15 protein-coding genes and 2 pseudogenes are annotated in these 22515 nt (G+C 60.4%); 16 read left to right on the forward strand and 1 reads right to left on the reverse strand.

The genetic code is table 11. The features are described from left to right. Window positions 1-20 precede the first annotated feature (20 nt). The 16 genes and pseudogenes from JUI81_RS10550 to JUI81_RS10620 all read left to right on the forward strand — a co-directional run. Window positions 21-509 carry a type VI secretion system tube protein Hcp gene (locus JUI81_RS10550; protein ID WP_018927416.1) on the forward strand — a complete coding sequence of 163 codons (489 nt, stop codon included), beginning with the start codon at window positions 21-23 and terminating at the stop codon, window positions 507-509. 82 nt (window positions 510-591) lie between these two features. Next, a complete protein-coding gene (locus tag JUI81_RS10555) occupies window positions 592-1044 on the forward strand; it encodes a type VI secretion system amidase effector protein Tae4 (protein ID WP_018927415.1) in 453 nt (150 codons plus the stop codon). After that, window positions 1044-1469 (forward strand): hypothetical protein, encoded by a 426-nt coding sequence (locus JUI81_RS10560; protein ID WP_204124216.1) that lies wholly within the window; start codon window positions 1044-1046, stop codon window positions 1467-1469. The genes JUI81_RS10555 and JUI81_RS10560 overlap by 1 nt, the downstream gene beginning before the upstream one ends. After that, window positions 1463-1975: a type VI secretion system baseplate subunit TssE gene (tssE, locus tag JUI81_RS10565; RefSeq protein ID WP_028939183.1), complete on the forward strand. Its 513-nt coding sequence runs from the start codon at window positions 1463-1465 to the stop codon at window positions 1973-1975. Before JUI81_RS10560 ends, tssE begins: the two co-directional genes overlap by 7 nt. Beyond that, a complete protein-coding gene (gene tssF, locus JUI81_RS10570) occupies window positions 1972-3831 on the forward strand; it encodes a type VI secretion system baseplate subunit TssF (protein ID WP_204124217.1) in 1860 nt (619 codons plus the stop codon). Before tssE ends, tssF begins: the two co-directional genes overlap by 4 nt. Continuing rightward, entirely contained in the window at window positions 3795-4847 is a 1053-nt protein-coding gene (gene tssG, locus JUI81_RS10575; protein WP_026331811.1) for a type VI secretion system baseplate subunit TssG, read from the forward strand. The genes tssF and tssG overlap by 37 nt, the downstream gene beginning before the upstream one ends. Continuing rightward, entirely contained in the window at window positions 4840-7518 is a 2679-nt protein-coding gene (tssH, locus tag JUI81_RS10580) for a type VI secretion system ATPase TssH (RefSeq protein ID WP_204124218.1), read from the forward strand. Before tssG ends, tssH begins: the two co-directional genes overlap by 8 nt. A gap of 48 nt (window positions 7519-7566) precedes the next feature. After that, window positions 7567-9504, forward strand: a complete 1938-nt coding sequence (locus JUI81_RS10585) for a type VI secretion system Vgr family protein (protein WP_204124219.1) — start codon at window positions 7567-7569, stop codon at window positions 9502-9504. 18 nt (window positions 9505-9522) lie between these two features. Further along, a complete protein-coding gene (locus JUI81_RS10590; RefSeq protein ID WP_019580407.1) occupies window positions 9523-9957 on the forward strand; it encodes a DcrB-related protein in 435 nt (144 codons plus the stop codon). Between the two features lie 12 nt (window positions 9958-9969). Continuing rightward, the gene (locus JUI81_RS10595) at window positions 9970-14421 is read left to right on the forward strand and encodes an RHS repeat-associated core domain-containing protein (protein WP_204124220.1); all 4452 of its coding nucleotides are present in this window, start codon (window positions 9970-9972) and stop codon (window positions 14419-14421) included. 2 nt (window positions 14422-14423) lie between these two features. Then, the gene (locus JUI81_RS10600; RefSeq protein WP_019582924.1) at window positions 14424-14705 is read left to right on the forward strand and encodes a hypothetical protein; all 282 of its coding nucleotides are present in this window, start codon (window positions 14424-14426) and stop codon (window positions 14703-14705) included. Between the two features lie 96 nt (window positions 14706-14801). After that, a complete protein-coding gene (locus tag JUI81_RS10605; RefSeq protein ID WP_204124221.1) occupies window positions 14802-19175 on the forward strand; it encodes an RHS repeat-associated core domain-containing protein in 4374 nt (1457 codons plus the stop codon). Window positions 19176-19183: 8 nt separating this feature from the next. After that, on the forward strand, window positions 19184-20053 hold the full coding sequence (locus JUI81_RS10610; RefSeq protein WP_019580405.1) for a tetratricopeptide repeat protein: 870 nt from the start codon (window positions 19184-19186) through the stop codon (window positions 20051-20053). A 44-nt stretch (window positions 20054-20097) separates the two neighbouring features. Continuing rightward, window positions 20098-20169: pseudogene (locus JUI81_RS32205) on the forward strand (RHS repeat domain-containing protein); the annotation flags it as partial. 406 nt (window positions 20170-20575) lie between these two features. After that, on the forward strand, window positions 20576-21598 hold the full coding sequence (locus JUI81_RS10615; protein ID WP_204124222.1) for an IS110 family transposase: 1023 nt from the start codon (window positions 20576-20578) through the stop codon (window positions 21596-21598). 253 nt (window positions 21599-21851) lie between these two features. Beyond that, window positions 21852-22075 (forward strand): annotated as a pseudogene (locus tag JUI81_RS10620) (DUF6124 family protein); the annotation flags it as partial. An 88-nt stretch (window positions 22076-22163) separates the two neighbouring features. Here JUI81_RS10620 and JUI81_RS10625 read toward each other — a convergent pair. Further along, on the reverse strand, window positions 22164-22439 hold the full coding sequence (locus JUI81_RS10625; RefSeq protein WP_003213368.1) for an HU family DNA-binding protein: 276 nt from the start codon (window positions 22437-22439) through the stop codon (window positions 22164-22166). Between the last annotated feature and the right edge of the window lie 76 nt (window positions 22440-22515).

Consider the following 22515-nt stretch of genomic DNA (forward strand, 5'->3'; position numbering starts at 1 on the left):
ACACCACACAGGGAGAGAACATGGCTGTTGATATTTTCATCAAGATCGGCGACATCAAGGGCGAGTCCATGGACAAGGCCCACAAGGACGAAATCGACGTCTTGAACTGGAGCTGGGGCATGTCTCAGTCCGGCAATATGCACGTGGGCGGCGGCGGCGGTGCCGGCAAGGTGAACGTCCAGGACCTGTCGCTGACCAAGTACGTCGACAAGGCTACACCCAACCTGATGATGCACTGCGCCAGCGGCAAGCACATCGACAAGGTCAAGCTGACCGTGCGCAAGGCCGGCGGCGAAAGCCAGGTCGAGTACATGATCATCAACCTGGAAGAAGTGCTGATCAGTTCCCTGAGCACCGGCGGCTCGGGCAGCGATGATCGTCTGACTGAAAACGTCACCCTGAACTTCGCCAAGGTGCTGGTGGACTACCAGCCGCAAAAAGCCGACGGCACCAAGGAAGGCGGGCCGATCAAGTTCGGCTGGAACATCCGCCAGAACGTCAAGGTGTGATCGAACGTGCCCCCGTCGTTATGCGCCGGGGGCATTTTGGTGCTTGCTCGAATCCAATCCTTTCCCATCCGGTGTCTGAGTCATGGCCAAGCCTTCGTTTGTCAATTTGTGGAAAGCCTATTCCGACCTTCTGGTTACGTATCCTGACGCCAAGCCCTGTGAAGGCCCTTGGGAAAACCAGTGTGCTATCCGCATGAGCGCGACACTCAATGCAGAGCTGACCATCAAGGTCAACAAATCCACCTATACCGAACCCAAGTGTGCACATGAGCACGCCCGGGGTGCCGAGTCGCTGGCGAACTGGTTGTGGAAGCATCATCTGGGGCGGCCAACCATTCTGGGTAACAGCGCCGAGGAGCGTCGCACGTTGATGGGCAAGACCGGGCTTATCTTCTTCAAGGACTGTTTCCAGCAGTCAGGGGAGTCGGCAGACAATCGTACTGGCGATCATATTGATCTATGGAATCGGGGCCTGACCCAAACCGGCGACCTCTTTTACAGATCCAGAGCTGTCTGGTTCTGGGAGCTCGCATAATGAAAAATCACCGGCTCGCCATGTGCCTGGCGATAAGTCTGAGCAGCCTGAGCGCATGCGCCGAACATGCCCAGATGCCAACAACCCAGGCCGTCTTTGTTGGGCAGCAACTCAGCCTGATTGACGACCAGGGTCAATGCACGCTGGTCAAACCCGACCAGAGTCGCATGAAGCTGGACATGGAATGGCCTTGCAGCTTCAGCCTGAATAAACAGCAGCAACTGCGCGTAGAGACGTTCAACAACATCCCGATATTTTCGGTCTGGCGTAGCGAGCACATGCCTGCGCCCAGCCGCGACTGCCTCAGCAAAATGCAGGCTATCCGCCAGGTCCCGGGAGGGCTGGAGGCGGGAGCGGTCAACACGTTTGCGTCCTGCGGCACGGGAGGGGACCAAAAAATGTATGTAGCGCCATTTACGTGGTAACCGACATCGCCACCCGCGATCGCCTGCAACCGTCCCTGCTGGATCGGTTGACCGACGACGACCCAAGCAACCTCAAGGAAAGCGCCGACAAGCGCGTACTGTCCCTGACCCAACTCAAAGCCTCGGTGCTGCGGGACCTGGCGTGGCTGCTCAACACCACGTCATTGCTCAGCGCCGATGCGACCCTGCACACACCGGCCGGCACTTCGGTGGTCAACTTCGGGCTGCCAGCCCTGGCCGGCAACAGTGCATCGAACGTCGATATCGCGGCGCTTGAAGCACTGATCCACCAGGCCATCGCCACGTTCGAGCCGCGGATTCTGCGCCATACCCTGCGCGTGCGGGCCCGGGCATCCGCCGAGATGAATCACAACGCCCTGAGCTTCGAGATCGAAGGCGACCTCTGGGCCCAGCCAGTGCCGCTGCGCCTGATGCTGCAAACCGACCTGGACCTGGAATCCGGCCATGTGCGAGTGGTCAACGCCGACCAGCGGAGACACTCATGAACCCGCGCCTGCTGGAACTGTACAACCAGGAATTGCACCACGTACGCGAAAGCGCGGCGGAGTTCGCCCAGGAATACCCGAAAATCGCCAGTCGGTTGACGTTGTCCGGCATGGACTGCGCCGATCCGTACGTCGAGCGCTTGCTGGAAGGGTTCGCCTACCTGACGGCGCGGGTACAGCTCAAACTCGATGCCGAATACCCGACCTTCACCCACAACCTGCTGGAAATCGCGTACCCCCATTACCTGGCGCCGACACCCTCGATGACCGTGGTGCAATTGCAGGCCGACCCCGATGAAGGCTCACTGAGCAGCGGTTTCCCGTTGCCCCGGGATACGGTTCTGCGCGCCGCCCTGGGTCGCGAAAGCCAAACCTGCTGTGAGTACCGCACCGCCCATGCGGTGACGTTGTGGCCATTGCAGGTCAGCCAGGCCGAGTACTTCGGCAACCCGTCCGCCGTGCTCGGGCGCCTGGCCGCCAGCGCCCCCAAGGCCAAGGCTGGCCTGCGCCTGACCCTGCGCACCGGTGCCGAACTGCCGTTCAACAGTCTGGCCCTGGACAACCTGCCGCTGTACCTCAACGGCGCCGACGAAAAACCCTTTCGCCTCTACGAACAGTTGCTGGGTAACGCCTGCGCCGTCTTCGCCCGTCAGCCCGGCGGCGATTGGGTAGAACGCCTGCCCCAGGATGCACTGCGCTCCGTGGGGTTCGACGATACCGACGCCGCGTTGCCAGTGGTGTCGCGAGCCTTCCAGGGCTATCGTCTGTTGCAGGAATACTTCGCCCTGCCCCGCCGCTTTCTGTTTGTCGACTTCACCGGGTTGAGCCGGGCGGTCAAACGCTGCCAGGGCCAGGAGCTGGAATTGATCGTGCTGTTCGACCGTCACGATCCGAGCCTGGAAGGCAGTGTCGGTGCCGCACAGTTCCTGCCGTTCTGCACCCCGGCAATCAACTTGTTTCCCAAGCGCCTGGATCGCATCCACTTGTCGGAACGGGTGAATGAACACCATGTGATCGCCGACCGTACCCGGCCGATGGATTTCGAGATTCATTCCCTGACCGCCCTCACCGGCCACGGCACCGGGTCGGAACAGCCTTTTTTGCCGTTCTACGCCGTCCGCGATCCGTCTCGCTACGGCCGCGATCAGGCGTATTACACGGTGCGGCGCGAACCCCGTATGCTCTCCAGCGGTCAGCGGCGCAACGGCCCACGTTCGACTTACATCGGCAGCGAAACCTTCGTCAGTCTGGTGGACAGCCAGCAGGCGCCCTATCGTCACGACCTGCGCCAATTGGGCGTAACGGCGTTGTGCACCAACCGCGACCTGCCGCTGTTCATGAGCGTGGGTAACAACAAGACCGACTTCACCCTGGCCGACAGCGCGCCGGTAGCGGCGGTACGCTGCGTGGCAGGCCCGAGCCGCCCACGCGCCAGCCATGCCCACGACGCCAAGGCCTGGCGGTTGATCAGCCAGCTTTCGCTCAATTACTTGTCCCTCAGCGAGCAAGGCCAGGGCGCCGCCGCCCTGCGCGAGCTGCTGCGCCTGTATGGCGACGACAACGATGCAGCCTTGCAATTGCAGATCGAAGGCCTGCGCGAAGTCAGCAGCAAACCCTGCACCCGACGTTTGCCAATGCCGGGCCCGATCGTGTTTGGCCGCGGTATGGAAATCACCCTGGAATTCGATGAGAACGCGTTTCGTGGCACGGGCGTCTTTTTGCTCGGTGCAGTCTTCGAGCGCTTCCTGGCACGTTACGTGTCGATCAACAGTTTTACCGAGACGGTGATCCGTACCACCGAGCGCGGCGAGATCATGCGATGGAAAGCCAAACCCGGACGCCGTCCGACCCTGTGAATACCCTGGACGCGATGCACCAGCAGCCCTGGGAATACGACTTCTTCCAGGCATTACGGCGCATCGAGTGCGAATCGCCTGAGCTTCCGCGCCTGGGTCATTCGTTGCGCCTGGCCGATGACCCCTTGCGCCTTGGGCAACAGGCCGATTGCACCTTCGCCCCGGCGACCCTGGCCTCGGTACAGCCGGGCATCGACGGTTCGCCGGCGCGTCTGGAACAGTTCTTTTTTGGCCTCGGCGGCCCCAACGGCCCGTTGCCGCTGCACCTCACCGAATATGTGCGTGAACGCCAGCGCAACAACGCCGACAGCACCAGCAAACGCTTTCTGGATGTGTTCCATCATCGCCTGCTGAGCCTGTTTTACCGGGCCTGGGCCGAAGCGCGACCGACAGTCAGCCATGATCGCCCGGACGATGACTACTGGTCGGCACGTCTGGCAGCGCTGAGCGGTCGAGGCATGCCGAGCCTGCTCAAACAAGGCCTGATACCCGACACGGCGAAGCTGCATTACAGCGGTCATCTGTCGGCACAAACCCGCTATCCCGACGGTTTGAAGGCAATCATCGGCGAGTACTTCGGCCTGCCGGTGGAGATCGAAGAATACGTCGGCCAATGGCTGGTGCTGCCGGAGCGCAGCCGCGTGGGCGTCAGCGCTCATCAATTGGGCGTGGATTTTTGCCTGGGCCGCTGCGTCTGGGATCGCCAGCACAAATTCCGCATTCGCCTGGGGCCGCTCAAGCTGGATGACTACATGAGCATGTTGCCCGGCAGCCCATCCTTCAATGAGCTGGTGGCCTGGGTGGCCGAATACCTGGGCCATGAACTGGACTGGGATCTGAACCTGGTTCTGAAACAGCCCGAAGTGCCGACACTGCAACTCAATGGCCGCTTCCGCCTGGGGTTCAATACCTGGGTGGGCAAGCCCGCAAAAGATGCCAAGGACTTAATACTCGCCCGGCATTACGCCGAACAAGCCAACACCTCACAGATCTCAAGGAGCCAAGAGCATGGGTGAAATCAGTCGCGCCGCGTTGTTCGGCAAACTAAATAGCGTGGCCTACAAAGCCATCGAAGCCGCCACCGTGTTCTGCAAGTTGCGCGGTAACCCTTATGTGGAACTGGCCCACTGGTTTCATCAGTTGCTGCAATTGCAGGATTCGGACCTGCACCGCCTCATCCGCCAGTTCAATATCGAGCCGGCGCGCCTGGCCCGGGACCTGACCGAAGCCCTGGACCGTTTGCCACGGGGCTCGACGTCAATCACTGACTTGTCTTCCCATGTGGAAGAAGCCGTGGAGCGTGGCTGGGTCTACGGCAGCCTGATGTTCGGCGAAAGCCAGGTGCGTACCGGTTATCTGATGCTGGGCATCCTCAAGACCCCGAGCTTGCGCCATGGATTACTGGGACTGTCGGCAGAGTTCGACAAGATCAAGGTCGAGGCCCTGAGCGAGCGTTTTGACGAGTACGTCGGCGACTCGCCGGAAAATGCACTCAGCGCCAGCGATGGTTTCAACGCCGGCAGCGCGCCCGGTGAAGCCAGTGGCGCCATGGCCCCAAGCGCCATGGGCAAGCAGGAAGCGCTCAAGCGTTTTACCGTCGACCTCACCGAACAAGCGCGCAGTGGCAAGCTTGACCCGATCGTCGGCCGTGACGAAGAGATCCGCCAATTGGTAGACATCCTCATGCGTCGTCGGCAGAACAACCCGATTCTGACCGGTGAAGCCGGCGTCGGTAAAACCGCCGTGGTCGAAGGTTTTGCCCTGCGCATCGTCGCCGGTGACGTGCCGCCGGCGCTCAAGGATGTGGAACTGCGCAGCCTGGACGTCGGCCTGCTACAGGCCGGCGCGAGCATGAAAGGTGAATTCGAACAGCGCCTGCGCCAAGTCATCGAAGACGTCCAGGCCTCACCAAAACCGATCATCCTGTTTATCGACGAAGCCCACACCCTGGTAGGTGCCGGTGGCGCCGCCGGCACCGGGGACGCGGCCAACCTGCTCAAGCCGGCCCTGGCCCGGGGTACCCTGCGCACCGTGGCCGCCACGACCTGGGCCGAGTACAAAAAGCATATCGAAAAAGACCCGGCCCTGACCCGCCGCTTCCAGGTGGTGCAAGTCGCCGAACCGTCCGAAGACAAGGCGCTGCTGATGATGCGCGGCGTGGCCTCGACCATGGAAAAACACCATCAGGTGCAGATCCTCGACGAAGCCCTGGAAGCCTCGGTCAAACTGTCCCATCGCTACATCCCCGCGCGCCAGTTGCCGGACAAATCCGTGAGTCTGCTGGACACCGCCTGCGCCCGGGTCGCCATCAGCCTGCATGCCGTGCCGGCCGAAGTGGACGACAGCCGTCGGCGCATCGAGGCGTTGGAAACCGAGCTGCAGATCATCGCCCGCGAGCACGCCATCGGCATCGTCATCGGCGCCCGCCAGACCCAAAGCGAAAACCTGTTGAGCGCCGAACGCGAACGCCTGGCCGAACTGGAAAACCGCTGGGCCGAAGAAAAAGCCCTGGTGGATGAATTGCTCGCCACCCGCGCCACCCTGCGCGAGCGCGTCGGTGTGGTGGACAGCGAGGACGGCAGCGAGACCAGCCACGCCTTGCGCGAAAAACTGGTGGACCTGCAACAGCGTCTCAGCGCCCTGCAAGGAGAAACGCCGCTGATTCTGCCGACGGTCGATTACCAGGCCGTGGCCTCGGTGGTCGCCGACTGGACCGGGATTCCGGTGGGCCGCATGGCCCGTAATGAACTGGAAACCGTGCTCAACCTCGACCAGCACCTGAAGAAACGCATCATCGGCCAGGACCATGCCTTGCAGATGATCGCCAAACGCATCCAGACCTCCCGCGCCGGCCTCGACAATCCGAGCAAACCGATTGGCGTGTTCATGCTCGCCGGCACCTCCGGCGTGGGCAAGACCGAAACCGCCCTGGCGCTGGCCGAAGCCATGTACGGCGGCGAGCAAAACGTCATCACCATCAACATGAGTGAATTCCAGGAAGCACACACGGTGTCCACCCTCAAGGGCGCGCCACCGGGCTACATCGGCTATGGCGAAGGCGGCGTGCTGACCGAAGCCGTGCGGCGCAAACCCTACAGCGTGGTACTGCTGGACGAAGTGGAAAAGGCTCACCCGGATGTGCACGAGATCTTCTTCCAGGTCTTCGACAAAGGTGTGATGGAGGACGGCGAAGGTCGGGTGATTGACTTCAAGAATACCTTGATTCTGCTGACCACCAACGCTGGCACCGAGCTGATTGCCCAGGTCTGCAAAGACCCGCAAAACGTGCCGGAGCCCGAAGAAATCGCCAAGGCCCTGCGCCAACCGCTGCTGGAGATTTTCCCGCCGGCATTGCTGGGCCGGCTGGTGACCATTCCGTATTACCCGCTCAGCGACGAGATGCTCAAGGCCATCACCCGCCTGCAACTCAACCGCATCAAGAAGCGCGTGGAAAACACCCACAAGGTGGCTTTCGATTACGACGACGCGGTGATCGACCTGATCGTCTCCCGTTGCACCGAAACCGAAAGCGGCGGGCGGATGATCGACACCATCCTGACCAACAGCCTGCTACCGGACATGAGCCGCGAATTCCTCACCCGCATGCTCGAAGGCAAAGCGCTGGCAGGCGTGCGGATCAGCGCCCGGGATAACGAATTGCACTACGACTTCAGCGACGCCGCCTAAGCGGCCCTCCTCCGTAGGAAGGAACCGAGCAGTGACAAGGGATAACTGATGCTATTCAAGCAACTCTCACGCCTGGCAAAGATCACCAGCCCCCTGGGGCCGGATGTGCTGTTGCTCAAGGACATGGGCGGAGACGAAGAATTGGGGCGGCTGTTCAGCTATGAGCTGCAGTTGCACTCGCTGGACAACGCCATCGACCTCAACCAGTTGCTCGGCAAACCCATGTGCCTGAGCCTGCAACTGGACGGCGGTGGCGAGCGTCATTTCCATGGCATCGTTGCCCGTTGCAGCCAGAACGTCGACCAGGGCCAGTTCGCCAGTTACCAGGCCACGCTGCGGCCCTGGCTATGGCTGCTGACCCGCACCTCCGATTGCCGGATATTCCAGAACCTGACCATCCCGCAGATCATCAAGCAGGTGTTTCGCGACCTGGGTTTCTCGGATTTCGAAGATGCCCTGAGCCGGCCCTATCGCGAGTGGGAATACTGCGTGCAGTATCGCGAAACCAGCTTCGATTTCGTCAGCCGCCTGATGGAACAGGAAGGGATCTATTACTTCTTCCGCCATGAACAGGGTCGTCATGTGCTGGTGCTGGCCGATGCCTACGGCGCCCACACCAGCGCGCCCGGCTACGCCTCGGTGCCCTACTACCCCAAGAATGAACAGCAGCGCGAACGCGATCACATCCACGATTGGCACCTGGCCCAGCAAGTCCAGCCGGGTTCGCTGGAACTCAACGACTATGACTTCCAGCGCCCCAGTGCGCGAATTGACGTGCGCTCGGCCATGCCTCGTCCGCACACCGCCGGCGATTATCCGCTGTACGACTACCCCGGCACTTATGTGCAAAGCGCAGACGGCGAACACTACGCCCGCACCCGCATCGAAGCGTTGCAGACCCTGCACGAACAGGTCGAGCTGGCCGGTAACGCCCGAGGCCTGGGCTCGGGTCATTTGTTCAGCCTCACCGGCTTCAGCCGCCAGGACCAGAACCGTGAATACCTTATCGTCGGCACCCGCTATTACATTTCCCAGGAAAGCGGGGAAACCGGTGGTGGCGTGCCTTCGGCACAGTTCGAAAGCAGCCTGACCTGCATCGACGCCCAACAAAGCTACCGCCCGCTGCCCAACACCCACCGCCCCATCGTCAAAGGCCCGCAGACCGCGTTGGTGGTGGGCCCCAAAGGCGAGGAAATCTGGACCGATCAGTTTGGCCGGGTGAAGGTGCATTTCTATTGGGACCGGCATGATCAGTCCAACGAAAACAGTTCGTGCTGGATTCGCGTGTCGCAATCCTGGGCCGGAAAAAACTGGGGCTCGATGCAGATCCCACGAATCGGCCAGGAAGTCATCGTCAGCTTCCTCGAAGGCGACCCGGATCGGCCGATCATCACCGGCCGCGTCTACAACGCCGAACAGACCGTGCCCTATGACTTGCCGGAAAACGCTACCCAGAGCGGCATGAAAAGCCGTTCGAGCAAGGGCGGCTCGCCGGCCAATTTCAACGAAATCCGCATGGAAGACAAAAAAGGCGCCGAGCAGTTGTACATCCATGCCGAGCGCAATCAGGACATCGTGGTCGAGGTGGATGAAAGCCACTCGGTGGGCCACGACCGCAACAAAAGCATCGGGCATAACGAGACGGTGACCATCGGCAACAATCGGCTGCGCATCGTCAAGCAGGAAGACATTCTGTCGGTGGGCCAGCGCAAGACCGACAGCATCAGCCAGAGCTACGTCATCGAAGTGGGCGAAAACCTGCGGCTGGTATGCGGCGAAAGCATCCTGGAGCTCAATGCCAGCGGCCAGATCAACCTGACCGGCGTGCAAATCAGCTTCTATGCCAGCGGTGACGCCGAGATCAACACCGGCGGCGTGCTGCACCTGAACAACGGCGGCGGCCCTGGCGCCACGCCTGACGGCCAGGGCGTCAAGGCCAGCATCGACGCCAATATCAATGCCGCGTTTCCCAAGCCCAAGGGCTAATCACGAGATCTGTGTTCCATGGCTTACCGAATCAATGAATTCCAGTTCCAGCTGCCGGCAAGCGAGCTGCAAGACGCGACGATCAACATCCTCAAGTTCCCCGAACTGGGCACCTCGCTGATAGTCAGCCGCAGCTTGCTGGCCGAGGGCGAAACACTGCAAAGCAACTTCGACGACCAGCTCAAGCGCCTGGAAAAACAAGTGCAGGACTTGCGTTTTCAGCCGGGCGTCGCCGTGCGCCTGGGCGCCAGCCAGGAGGTCGAAGGCATCGAGTTGCGCAGCCAGTTCAACAAGGGCAACGACAAAGTCTTCCAGTATCAGTTGGCGCTGGTATTGCCCGGCACCCGCAAAATGCTCGCCCTGAGCTACGTGAAGGCGGAAAAACTCGGCGATGCCGAAGCCGCGCATTGGGCAACCATCAAGAGTTCGCTGTTGTTCGACGTTCCGGCCTGATGAGCACCCTGCATGCCTGACGCACTCTGGGCCGCCCGCCTGGGCGATGCACTCGACCACACCTCGATGATGGCCGACATTCTTGGCGGTGTGCTGGAGGTGGCAGCGAACATCGCGATCACCGCGCTGGCGACGGCTGCCGTGGTGGCGGCGACGGGCATCACCGTTGCCACCGGCGGCCTCGGCTGCTTTCTGCTCGGCGCGGTGGTGGGCACCATCGTCGGCCTTGCCATGAGCAAGACTGGGGCCGACAAGGGCTTGAGTAATCTGTGCGAGAGCTTCAGCAATTCGCTGTTTCCGCCCACGGTGCAGGCGACGATTCTCACCGGTTCCACCAACACCCTGACCAACAACATCCCCGCCGCCCGCGCCGCCGGGGCGATTCCGTCCCATGTCGCGCCGGCCGGCACCGAGCTGGAGGCACCCGAGCCCGAAGCCGAGCCCAGCTATCTGGACATGGCCGAGAGCTTCTTCTCGCAGATGTGGCGCCCCACCGTCGCCATCCCGGCGCCCGGCGCCGTACCCAAGCCGCTGGACCTGGTCACCTGCATGAAGCATCCACCGATGCCGCCGCAATTTCTGGCCGAGGGTTCGGACAAAGTCACCATCAACGGCCAGCCCGCCGTGCGCAGCGGCGACCGCACCACCTGCGACGCCAAGGTCGTATCGTCCGGGCTGATCTCATCGAACGTCACCATTGGTGGCGGTTCGGTGGTAGTGCGCGAGATCCGCAGCGGCAAGACCCCGGGCGTGGGGCTGGCGGTCACCGCGTTGCTGATGCTCAAGGGCGGCAAGGGCAAGTTCTTCAGCAAATTGCCGTGCATGCTGATCGGCGGCGCGACGTCGATGGCTGTCAGCAGCGCCATGGGCGCCATGGCCAACGCCGCCATGGGTTCGTCGAACCCGGTGCATGCCGCCACCGGGGCCAAGGTGCTGGGTGGGGACGAAGAGCTGGATTTCGTGCTGCCGGGCATCTTGCCGATCGATTGGCAGCGCTTCTACAACAGCCGTGACGAACGCCGCGACGGGTTGTTCGGCGCAGGCTGGAGCGTGTCCTACGAGGTGTGCGTTGAAATCCTGCCTCACCCGGAGGGTGGAGAAACGCTGGTCTACACCGATGAGCAGGGCCGGCGTATCGACATGGGTTCGATTCCTCTGGGCGGCGCGGTGTTCAGTGCGGGTGAAGGGCTGAGTGTTCGGCGCCACGTCAATGGGCAGTTGTTGATTGAAAGTACGGACGGGTTGTACCGGCTGTTCGACCCGACGCCGGGACATGTATCGCTGCTGCGCCTGAGCCAGCTCGGAGACCGCAACGACAATCGCATCCACCTCGACTATGGCGATGACGGGCGCCTGCTGCAGCTCCGAGACACCTTCGATCTGGTCAGCATTGAGCTGATCTACGATGCGCGCTGGCGCCAACGGGTCAGCCGGATCGAGCGATTGTATGCAGACCAGCGCCGCGAAGTGCTGATGCACTACGGCTACGATACCCAGGGTGATCTAATCGAGGTGCGCCAGTCCAACGGGCAGGTGAAACGTCAGTTTGCCTATGACACCGGACGCCGTATGGTCGAGCATCAGTTGCCGACCGGGCTGCGTTGCTTCTACGAATGGGCGTTGGTTGAAGACCTTGAATGGCGCGTGGTCCGCCACTGGACCGACGCGGGCGACCAATACACCTTCGACTATGACCTGGCAGCCGGGACCACACGCATCACCGACGGCCTGAATCGGGTCAGCACGCGTCACTGGGATGCTCAGTACCAGATCATCGAAACTACCGACGCGCTGGGACGTACCTGGACATTCCGGTGGAATGACGAAAACCAATTACTTGGGGCGACCGATCCTGCGGGCGGGCAGCATCAATTCAGCTACGACGAAGCGGGAAATCTCAGCGAGACTCGCGACCCGCTCGGGCGCAGCGAATCGACCCTGTGGCTGGAACACTGGGCCTTGCCGCTGGCAGAAACCGATGCGGCTGGAAATACCTGGCTGTATCACTATGACTCACACGGCAACTGCATCCGCGAAACCGACCCGTTGGGCCACGTTACCCGCTATCGCCATGATGCCCACGGCCAGGTCGTGGAGATCATCGACGCCAGCGGCAAGCGCAAAACATTACGCTGGACGGCACTCGGCCAACTCAGTGAACACACCGACTGTTCCGGTTTCACCACGCGGTTGAGTTACTGCGAGCGTGGGTTGCTGCTCACCAGTACCGATGCGCTGGGCGAACGCACGCGTTTCACCTACGACGACCAAGGCCGGTTGCTCAGCAAGCAACTGCCAGACGGGCGCACTGAACATTATCAGCGTGACGCGAGCGGCCAGCTGATCGGCTACTGCGACCCCGCCGGGCACACCACTCACTTCGAGCACACATTGGGTGGTCACCTGCGTCTGCGCACCGACGCCCACGGTCGCCGGGTGGAATTGAACTACGACGTCTATGGTCGCCTGCAAACCCTGACCAATGAGAACGGCGAACGCTATAAGTTTGCCTGGGATTCCAGCGACCGGCTGATTGCGCAACATAGCCTGGACGGCAGCCTCAAACGCTATGCCTACGACCCGCTGGACAACGTCACTCGCGTGGAGGCACTCACCGCTCCCGGTAGCACGGACCTGGACCTTTCGCCGCAAGCGCCTGTCGTCCATGACTTGGAACGCGATGCGGTGGGTCGATTGGTGGCCAAGGTCACCGAGGATGGTCGCACCGAGTACTGCTATGACGCGCTGGATCAAGTCACCGCCATCACCTTCACCAGCCACACGGGCGAGCAACAGAACCTGGGCTTCAGTTACGACCCCCTTGGACAACTGATCGCCGAACAGAGCTGGGCCGGACGCCTGGAGCATCGCTATGACGAACTGGGCAACCTGACCCAGACGCTGCTGCCTGATGGCCGATGGCTGAACCGCCTGCATTACGGCAGTGGTCATCTGCATCAGATCAACCTCGACGGTCAGGTCATCAGTGACTTCGAACGCGATCGCCTGCACCGCGAAGTGCTGCGAACCCAGGGGCGCCTCAATACCCGTAGCGAATACGACCGCAGCGGCCGCCTGCGTACCCGCCAACGTCGGCACCAGAGCCAGTCCGCGCTGCTGCCACCGGCAACGAAAAGCCAATTTGGTTATGACGCCAGCGATCAACTGGTCGAACGTTTCGACAGCCAACCCGACGCCCAGCACCGCCAACTGCTGCACTACGACGCCACAGGTCGCATCCTCGCCAGCCAAGACAATGTCCAGGGCCAGCGCGAAGCGTTTGCCTATGACCCCGCCGCCAACCTGCTCGATGGTTTATCGACGGGCGCAGGTCTGGTGCTGCATAACCGACTGCTGACCTTTCAGGACAAACGTTACCGTTATGACGGCTTCGGCCGTATGGTTGAAAAACGCAGTGCCCAACGCGGTGTCCAGCGCTTCAGTTATGACGCCGAGCAGCGTCTGGTGGAAGTTCGCAACAACGACGGTTCGGTAGTGAAGATGACCTACGACCCTATGGGCCGGCGCATCGAAAAAGCCGAGTATGACCGCCACTCGACCCTGCTGAGCCGAACCCGCTTTACCTGGGATGCGTTGCAACTGTTGCAGGAGCATCGAAATAACCAGACCAGCCTCTACATTTACGCCGACGAGGGCCATGAACCGCTGGCGCGGGTCGACGGGCTGGGTGAGCAACAGAAAGTCCGTTACTACCACAACGACCTCAACGGCCTGCCCGAGCAACTCTCGGAAAGTGACGGCCACACGCTCTGGCAAGCTCGTTACCAGGTCTGGGGCACCACGGCGGAAGAGTTGCGCGAGCCGTATTACATCGAAGAACAGAACCTGCGATTCCAGGGCCAATACCTGGATCGGGAAACCGGGCTGCACTACAACACGCTGCGCTTCTACGACCCGGACATCGGGCGCTTTACCACACCAGACCCCATCGGGCTGGCTGGTGGGCTGAACCTCTACCAATACGCGCCAAATCCGGTGAGCTGGATCGATCCCTTGGGGCTGATGAAATGCTCGAGCCCGCCAAAGGGCCGAAAAGTCAGCCGAACGGTTTACCGTTTCGAAGAGCCTGGACGTATCAGCACGACCTGGACCGCCCACAAGTGGAACGTTGCATCAACTCACCGTTACACCGCCTCGGGACTGGGTGGAGTCTATGGCGCGAACTCGCGAAAAACCGCATTAGGGGAAGTCACTCACTGGAAAGTCGACTTGTCCACGCGAGTGCTGGTCAGCAAAAAAGTGCAGCTCAACAACGTTCTGGACCTGACCCGCGCCGATGTGCGCAAACAAATGGGGGTCAGCCTCAAAAGCATTACCGGTTCGAAATACACCGAGACTCACCAGATTGGCGCCTGGGCGAAAGCCAACGGCTATGATGGGATCCTGGCGCCGTCAGCCCGTAACCCGACCGGCAGCAACTTAATTTCCTTTGCAGGTTTTTGAAGATGGAACAACTGGAAGACGATTACCCTGGCGATGCCGAATGGCAAAAGTTTGTGCGGTTATACGAAGAGGATTACCTCGACGACAACGCCCGCACCCTGGCGAAACAACTGGATGGCAACCTCGATATGGCGGTCATTCTCTACGGTAAAAGAGGGCTCAAGGAAGGTTTGTGGTGGGTCGAACAGCAGGTGCCGGCCTTGGATAACATGCGGCCGGCCGATTGCCTCAAGGATCCGAAGCTGATCAAACGCCTGAGGACTGCGCTAATGCGCATGCCGTAACCAACAAGGAGAAAGGTGCAATGGAAGGCATCGAATTGCGCAACCCGCACAACGATTACGCAGCCGTCAGACACTTACGTCGGATTAACATCCCGCATGTCTGACGCACTCTGGGCCGCCCGCCTGGGCGATGCACTCGACCACACCTCGATGATGGCCGACATTCTTGGCGGCGTGCTGGAGGTGGCAGCGAACATCGCGATCACCGCGGTGGCGACGGCGGCCGTGGTGGCGGCGACGGGCATCACCGTTGCCACCGGCGGCCTCGGCTGCTTTCTGCTCGGCGCGGTGGTGGGCACCATCGTCGGCCTCGCCATGAGCAAGACCGGGGCCGACAAGGGCTTGAGTAATCTGTGCGAGAGCTTCAGCAATTCGCTGTTTCCGCCCACGGTGCAGGCGACGATTCTCACCGGTTCCACCAACACCCTGACCAACAACATCCCCGCCGCCCGCGCCGCCGGGGCGATCCCGTCCCATGTCGCGCCGGCCGGCACCGAGCTGGAGGCACCCGAGCCCGAAGCCGAGCCCAGCTATCTGGACATGGCCGAGAGCTTCTTCTCCCAGATGTGGCGCCCCACCGTCGCCACCCCAGCGCCCGGCGCCGTACCCAAGCCGCTGGACCTGGTCACCTGCATGAAGCATCCGCCGATGCCGCCGCAGTTTCTGGCCGAGGGCTCGGACAAAGTCACCATCAACGGCCAACCGGCCGTGCGCAGCGGCGACCGCACCACCTGCGACGCCAAGGTCGTATCGTCCGGGCTGATCTCCTCGAACGTGACCATTGGTGGCGGTTCGGTGGTGGTGCGCGAGATCCGCAGCGGCAAGACCCCGGGCGTGGGGCTGGCGGTCACCGCGTTGCTGATGCTCAAGGGCGGCAAGGGCAAGTTCTTCAGCAAATTGCCGTGCATGCTGATCGGCGGCGCGGCGTCGATGGCCGTCAGCAGCGCAATGGGCGCCATGGCCAACGCCGCCATGGGTTCGTCGAACCCGGTGCATGCCGCCACCGGGGCCAAGGTGCTGGGTGGAGACGAAGAGCTGGATTTCGTGCTGCCGGGCATCTTGCCGATCGATTGGCAGCGCTTCTACAACAGCCGCGACGAACGCCGCGACGGGTTGTTCGGCGCCGGCTGGAGCGTGCCCTACGAGGTGTGCGTTGAAATCCTGCCTCACCCGGAGGGTGGAGAAACGCTGGTGTACACCGATGAGCAGGGCCGGCGCATCGATATGGGCTCGATTCCTCTGGGCGGCGCGGTGTTCAGTCCGGGTGAAGGGCTGAGTGTTCGGCGGCATCGCAATGGGGAATTGTTGATTGAAAGCGATGACGGGTTGTATCGGCTGTTCGACGGTACACCCGGTAATCCGTCGTTGTTGCGCCTGAACCAGCTCGGTGACCGCAATGACAACCGCATCCACCTCGACTATGACGACGCCGGACAGTTGGCGCGCCTGCGGGACACCTTCGATCTGGTGCAGGTCGAATTGATTCGGGAGCGCGACCGCGTGGCTCGAGTGGAACGCCTGTACCCCGACCAACACCGCGAAGTACTCGTCAGTTACGGCTATGACGCAGCCGGCAACCTGGCCGAAGTGCGCGACGCCACCGGCCAGGTGCAACGGCGCTTCAGCTACGACGCTGGGCGGCGGATGGTCGAGCATCAGTTGCCCACGGGGCTGCGTTGTTTCTATGAATGGGCCTTGATCGAAGACCTTGAATGGCGCGTGGTCCGGCACTGGACCGACGAGGGCGACACTTACCAGTTCGACTATGACCTGAAGGCCGGTGCAACGCGCATCACCGACGGCTCACAGCGCATCAGTACACGGCGCTGGAACACTCAGCACCAGATCACCGAATACACCGACAACCTCGGCCAGACCTGGCAGTTCGAGTGGAACGACGAACGCCAATTGCTCAGCGCCACCGACCCGCTGGGCGGGCGCTACGAATACAGCTACGACGACGCCGGCAACCTGATCGGCGAAACCGACCCGCTGGGCCGCAGTGACTCGACCTTATGGCTCGAGCATTGGGCCTTGCCGCTGGTGGAAACCGATGCTGCAGGCAACAGCTGGCAATATCGCTACGATCAGCGCGGCAACTGCATCGCCGAAACCGATCCGCTGGACCATGTCACCCGCTACCGCTACGACACCCAAGGCCAGGTCGTCGAGATCATCGACGCTACCGGCAAAAGCAAAAGGCTGCGCTGGAACCCGTTCGGCCAACTGGTCGAACACATCGATTGCTCGGGTTATCCGACGCGGTTCAGCTACGACCACCGGGGCTATCTGCAAACGATCACCGATGCCCTCGGCGAACGCACCCAATTCAGCTACGACGCCCAGGGGCGGTTGCTCAGCAGCCAGTTGCCGGACGGCCGCACCGAGCAGTATCAGCGCGACGTCAGCGGCCAGTTGATCGGCTACACCGACCCGGCCGGGCACACCACGCTGTATCAACACAACCGCCGCGGCCAGGTGCGTCAGCGTACCGACGCCCATGGCCGACAGGTGCAGTTCGGGTACGACCGCTATGGGCGGCTGCAATCGCTGACCAATGAGAATGGCGAGAGTTATCGGTTTGCCTGGGATGCCGGGGATCGGCTGACAGAACAACAGGATCTGGATGGCAGTGCCAAGCGCTACACCTATGACCTGCTGGATAACGTCGCGGCGGTCACGGCTGTTCCGGCGCCTTACGGCAACGGCCTGGCCGTCGTCCCCGAGTCGCCCCCCGCTCCCATCGTTCACCGACTGGAACGCGACGCCGTCGGCCGGCTGATCGCCAAAATCACCGACGATGGCCGCACCGACTACACCTACGACCCACTGGACCAGCTCACCGCCGTCACCTTCACCGACCACCAGGGCAACGCACAAACCCTGAGCTTCGCCTACGACGCCCTCGGCCAGTTGCTCGAAGAACAAAGCGCGGCCGGCAACCTGCACCACCACTACGACGAACTCGGCAACCTGATCCAGACCCAACTGCCCGACGGCCGCTGGCTCAATCGCCTGTACTATGGCAGCGGCCACCTGCACCAGATCAACCTCGACGGCCAGGTCATCAGCGACTTCGAACGCGACCGCCTGCACCGCGAAGTGCTGCGCACCCAAGGCCAGATCAGCACTCGCAGCGACTACGACCGTAGCGGGCGTTTACGCTCACGCCAACGTCGTCACAGCAGTCAGCCATCGCTGATGCCGGCAGCGGTACAAAAGCACTTCGAGTACGACCCCGCCGACAACCTGATCGGCAAACTCGACCAGCAACCCGCCACGCAACACCGCCAACTGCTGCACTACGACGCCACCGGCCGCATCATCGCCAGCCAGGACAGCCTGCACGGCCAGCGCGAAACCTTCGCCTACGACGCCGCCGCCAACCTGCTGGACGGCCCACAACCCGGCGCCGGGCTGGTGGTGCACAACAAACTGCTGACCTATCAGGACAAGCGTTATCGCTATGACGCGTTTGGCCGGATGATCGAAAAACGCAGCGCTCAACGGGGCCTGCAGCGCTTCGGTTACGACGCCGAAAGCCGGTTGATTGAAGTGCGCAATGAAAACGGCAGCGTGGTCAGAATGACCTACGATCCGCTGGGCCGGCGCATCGAAAAAACCGTACACGACACCAACGGCTACCCTCTCGGCGAAACCCGCTTCACCTGGGACGGCCTGCGCCTGTTGCAGGAACATCGCCATCAACAGACCAGCCTCTACCTCTACGAAGACGAAGGTTACGAACCCCTGGCCCGCGTCGACGGCACCGGCCCGCTGCAAAAAATCCGCTACTACCACAACGACCTCAACGGCCTGCCGGAACAGCTCACCGAGGCGGACGGCCACAACGTCTGGCAGGCGAGTTATCGGGTGTGGGGCAACACGTTAGAAGAGGTGCGCGAGCCGTATTACATTGAAGAGCAAAACCTGCGGTTTCAGGGGCAGTACCTGGACCGGGAGACGGGGCTGCATTTCAATACGTTCAGGTTTTATGATCCGGATGTGGGGCGGTTTACTACGCCGGATCCGATTGGGTTGGATGGGGAACTCAACCTATACCAATACGCGCCGAATCCGATTGTTTGGGTGGATCCATGGGGATGGAAAACCTGTGGGGCAGCAAACGGAAACTCTAGGCAAAATAACAAGGCGAACCACGTCTACGTCATCCGGAACAAAAAGACTGGCCAGGTTTACAAGTTCGGCATCAGCGGTGGGAAAATTTCTAAAAATGGAAAGTCCTACCGAGCTGAATCTCAGGTACGCAAACTTAACAAGCGCCCCGGCTCTGATAAATACGAGTCCGCCATCATCAGAAAAAATGTAACGAGATCCAAGGCACTGAAAGTTGAGCAAGGTAGAGTCAATGGTTACTCGGTAGCCGCTCAAAGAGCCGGTCAAACGCCTTCGTTTCCAAAGGTTGGTATTAATCCAGTGGGCAACTCACTGCCAAACGCGACGAGATAGAAACTCTGATGAGCAAATATTTATCGACACTTGAAATCGACTCCCCTACGGAGCGCCTCCAGGCTCACAGCATTCGAGAGGCAGCCGTACTCTACGTTTATCTCCTTGCTACTAAGTGCAAGCTACCTGCTGGCGGCATTTCCAAAATAATTCTTCAGCAAGCTCCAGTCGAAGCAGAGAACACGCTTCTGGATGTTTGCACCTACTCTCATCCGTTCAAGCACCTCGATAAGCTACCTGCGGACGCTACGGACAGCGCCATTCGCCAATCGTTAATCGAGGACATTAACGAAGCGCTTTTGTCGCTGGCGGCGCTCAAAGGGTGGGATAGCGACCCGATACATAAGCTCCAAGCTGAAATAATCAAACGTGACTATCGGTTCTCAGGCACCTCGGGACGCTCACTAAAAAACCCGTCCAAAACGCTCACTGCAACGGCTGCTTGGCGCACGGATCAATACATCAACATCGGCGTCCTGATGCAGGGTTCAAAAAACACGCCTGAAGCATTTTTCACAGTCACGCGAATCAGCGTCGCGCTGGGTCTTTTTGAGTCGTTGCTGGGGCCTGTTGAATGGGTGAACGATCAAACCGTTCGGCTATTCCAGGTAAACAAACGCGATTATTGGGAGATTGATACCACATCCCAAACGGTGGAATTTCACTTTCCCCGAGCCGAATCCGGTGATGCCCACGGTCAATATGACTTGGCGAAAATGTACCTTGATGGATGGATAGTCGAGCAGGACTTTGAACGAGCCAGGCAGTGGCTGGAACGTTCAGCCGCTCAAGGTTTTTCCCGCGCAGTAAAGCTTTTGCAGCGAATGAATGATGGCGATGAAAACCTTGCCGATCCGGTGATGAACAGCAAGAAATAAACCAGCGAACACTGCTTCAAGCGCCCTCTGCTGCTCCTGATCGGATTGAAGTGTGCAACGAAAACGGCAGCGTGGTCAGGATGACCTACGACCCGCTGGGCCGACGCATCGAAAAACCGTACCGTCCCACGCCAATACCTGACAGTGCTTTTTTAAAAGCCTTGTAGGTAACGTCGTGAAAGCTACAACACCTTGCGTCGTTGCCTACGGCTACGCCAGAATCCGCCAGCTTGTGCGCTTTGGGGTCGGTCGGTAACTTGATTCGTGTCACTGATCGTCAGTGGTCGGGTTTAGTCGCCCGCTGGTAATTGAAGTTGTACAAGCGTCCGTCAGACAGGTACTTGCTACCTGCATTTTGATGGTGGCTGTGCGTAGGGCACCTTTGGGTGCGCCGGCTTCTTCAATTCCCCGGTCCGACTAACCTGCGTACAGCCGCCACCCCTAATGAGATGGTCAGCCCGGTACGGGAACCCCGGTAAATCTAAACTTGCCGGGGTTCTCACTTACTTGCGGAGACCTCTCATGGACAACTTGGACTTGCTCGGCCTGGATATTGGAAAAAGCACCTTTCATCTCATAGGGCACGACGCCAAAGGCAAGGAAGTCCTGCGCAAGAAATTCAATCGCAGCCGCTTGCTTGAGTTTGCCGCAAGGCTGAAGCCCTGCACCATAGCGATGGAGTCTTGTGGCGGTTCACACTGGCTTGCCAGGAAGCTCTTGTCCTTCGGTCATCAAGTGAAATTGATCGCGCCGCAGCATGTAAAACCCTACGTCACCGGAAACAAAAACGACTACATCGACGCTGAGGCAATCTGCGAAGCCGCATCCCGTCCTAAAACACGTTACGTCGCCATCAAAACCGTGGAACAGCAAGTGCTATCGACCCAGCACCGTCTACGGGAGGCGTTGGTAGGTCACCGGACTCAAACGATAAATCGCATTCACGGGTTCTTGCTTGAGTTCGGGATCGCATTGCCTGCAACAAAAGCGGCCATGAATCAGGTTCACCAAATTCTGGACGACCCTGCCGCAGAGTTACCGCAACAGCTGAAGTCCTTTATTGAACATCTGCTGGAAGAGATGAAACGGCTCAACGACGAGATTAAGGCGATTGACCGGAGTATCAAAGAGCAAGTGGATACTGATGATGCGGGAACACGCCTGATGAGCATCCCCGGCATCGGCCCTATCATCGCTAGCGCGCTGCTGGCCGACGTCGGGGACGCTTCCAATTTTCACTCGTCGCGAGACTTCGCCGCTTCGCTGGGACTGGTGCCGAGGCAGTATTCAACAGGCGACCAAACCGTCCTTTTGAACATCAGCAAGCGCGGTGATAAATACCTTCGAAAGCTTATGATTCAAGGCTCGCGTGCAGTTCTGGTGCACATAGATAAACGTACTGATGCTTTGGGGATTTGGTGCAGAGACCTGCTGATACGAAAACACCCGAATAAAGTCGCCTGCGCTTTGGCCAATAAATTGGCAAGGATCGTCTGGGCTGTTTTAGCTCGCGGAGTTAGCTACAACGCACAATCCATGGCTTGATCGAAATTCACTACCGGCTTTTGCGACGACAAGATGATGACGATAAACAGCTCAACTCCTGCATGAAAACCTGGTAAACGAGACAGCTCTCGAAGCTGGCCCCCTTTTTAAGGACAGGCAGGAGCGACTACTAAGGGCCAGGCGGCAAAACTGCCGACCATGAGCCCGGATACATTAGCGCAAGCATGCTTTACCGCTCATCACTCGTGGTTGCAGGAGGTGGGCTGACCATACATTCGTTTAGTCGGCGAAGGGCATCAACACTGAAGCCCTCCTCGCCAATGCCTCGGAAGATATCTTGTCCATCAGCGCGCCGCCGACCTCGCCGACGACGTGGACGGTTCACGCCGCTCCGTAGCCCTGGCGCTCAGCCGCATGGCCGACGGGGTGCATTTGTTGGTGGAGCGAGCGCTGGATCACCTGAATGAGCCGGAAATAGCAGCGATTCTCGCCAGGAAACAAAGCCGAGTCGGCTGATCCGCCAGACAGAAAAAATGGGCACCCAACCTCGTTGGCGTGCCCATTTTTTATCCCGCTCGCCCGCTGCGCGGGAAGTCGGTGCGTGTTACGGATTAACGCTGTCTTTCAACGACTTGCCTGGCTTGAACGCAACAGTGTTGCTGGCTTTGATTTTTACCGGCTCACCGGTTTGCGGGTTCTTGCCGGTGCGGGCACCGCGATGGCGTTGCAGGAAGGTGCCGAAGCCCACCAGCGTGACGCTATCCTTGCGATGCAGAGCCCCGGTGATTTCTTCGAGAACGGCGTTGAGAACGCGATTGGCCTGTTCTTTGGTGAGATCTGCTTTTTCCGCGATGGCAGCGGCGAGTTCTGGTTTACGCATGAGTGAAGCCCCTTTGACGGTTTTTTGTTGTTATGTCCGTGCTGTTCTCGTTGGAACAGCGCCCAAGGCGCCGCAG

Source organism: Pseudomonas sp. 008 (assembly GCF_016861935.1).
Lineage (GTDB): Bacteria > Pseudomonadota > Gammaproteobacteria > Pseudomonadales > Pseudomonadaceae > Aquipseudomonas.

Coding starts and splice junctions, on each gene's coding strand:
- JUI81_RS10550 (WP_018927416.1), top strand. CDS start 21: ATGGCTGTTGATATTTTCATCAAGATCGGCGACATCAAGGGCGAGTCC.
- JUI81_RS10555 (WP_018927415.1), top strand. CDS start 592: ATGGCCAAGCCTTCGTTTGTCAATTTGTGGAAAGCCTATTCCGACCTT.
- JUI81_RS10560 (WP_204124216.1), top strand. CDS start 1,044: ATGAAAAATCACCGGCTCGCCATGTGCCTGGCGATAAGTCTGAGCAGC.
- tssF (WP_204124217.1), top strand. CDS start 1,972: ATGAACCCGCGCCTGCTGGAACTGTACAACCAGGAATTGCACCACGTA.
- tssG (WP_026331811.1), top strand. CDS start 3,795: ATGGAAAGCCAAACCCGGACGCCGTCCGACCCTGTGAATACCCTGGAC.
- tssH (WP_204124218.1), top strand. CDS start 4,840: ATGGGTGAAATCAGTCGCGCCGCGTTGTTCGGCAAACTAAATAGCGTG.
- JUI81_RS10585 (WP_204124219.1), top strand. CDS start 7,567: ATGCTATTCAAGCAACTCTCACGCCTGGCAAAGATCACCAGCCCCCTG.
- JUI81_RS10590 (WP_019580407.1), top strand. CDS start 9,523: ATGGCTTACCGAATCAATGAATTCCAGTTCCAGCTGCCGGCAAGCGAG.
- JUI81_RS10595 (WP_204124220.1), top strand. CDS start 9,970: ATGCCTGACGCACTCTGGGCCGCCCGCCTGGGCGATGCACTCGACCAC.
- JUI81_RS10600 (WP_019582924.1), top strand. CDS start 14,424: ATGGAACAACTGGAAGACGATTACCCTGGCGATGCCGAATGGCAAAAG.
- JUI81_RS10605 (WP_204124221.1), top strand. CDS start 14,802: ATGTCTGACGCACTCTGGGCCGCCCGCCTGGGCGATGCACTCGACCAC.
- JUI81_RS10610 (WP_019580405.1), top strand. CDS start 19,184: ATGAGCAAATATTTATCGACACTTGAAATCGACTCCCCTACGGAGCGC.
- JUI81_RS10615 (WP_204124222.1), top strand. CDS start 20,576: ATGGACAACTTGGACTTGCTCGGCCTGGATATTGGAAAAAGCACCTTT.
- JUI81_RS10625 (WP_003213368.1), bottom strand. CDS start 22,439: ATGCGTAAACCAGAACTCGCCGCTGCCATCGCGGAAAAAGCAGATCTC.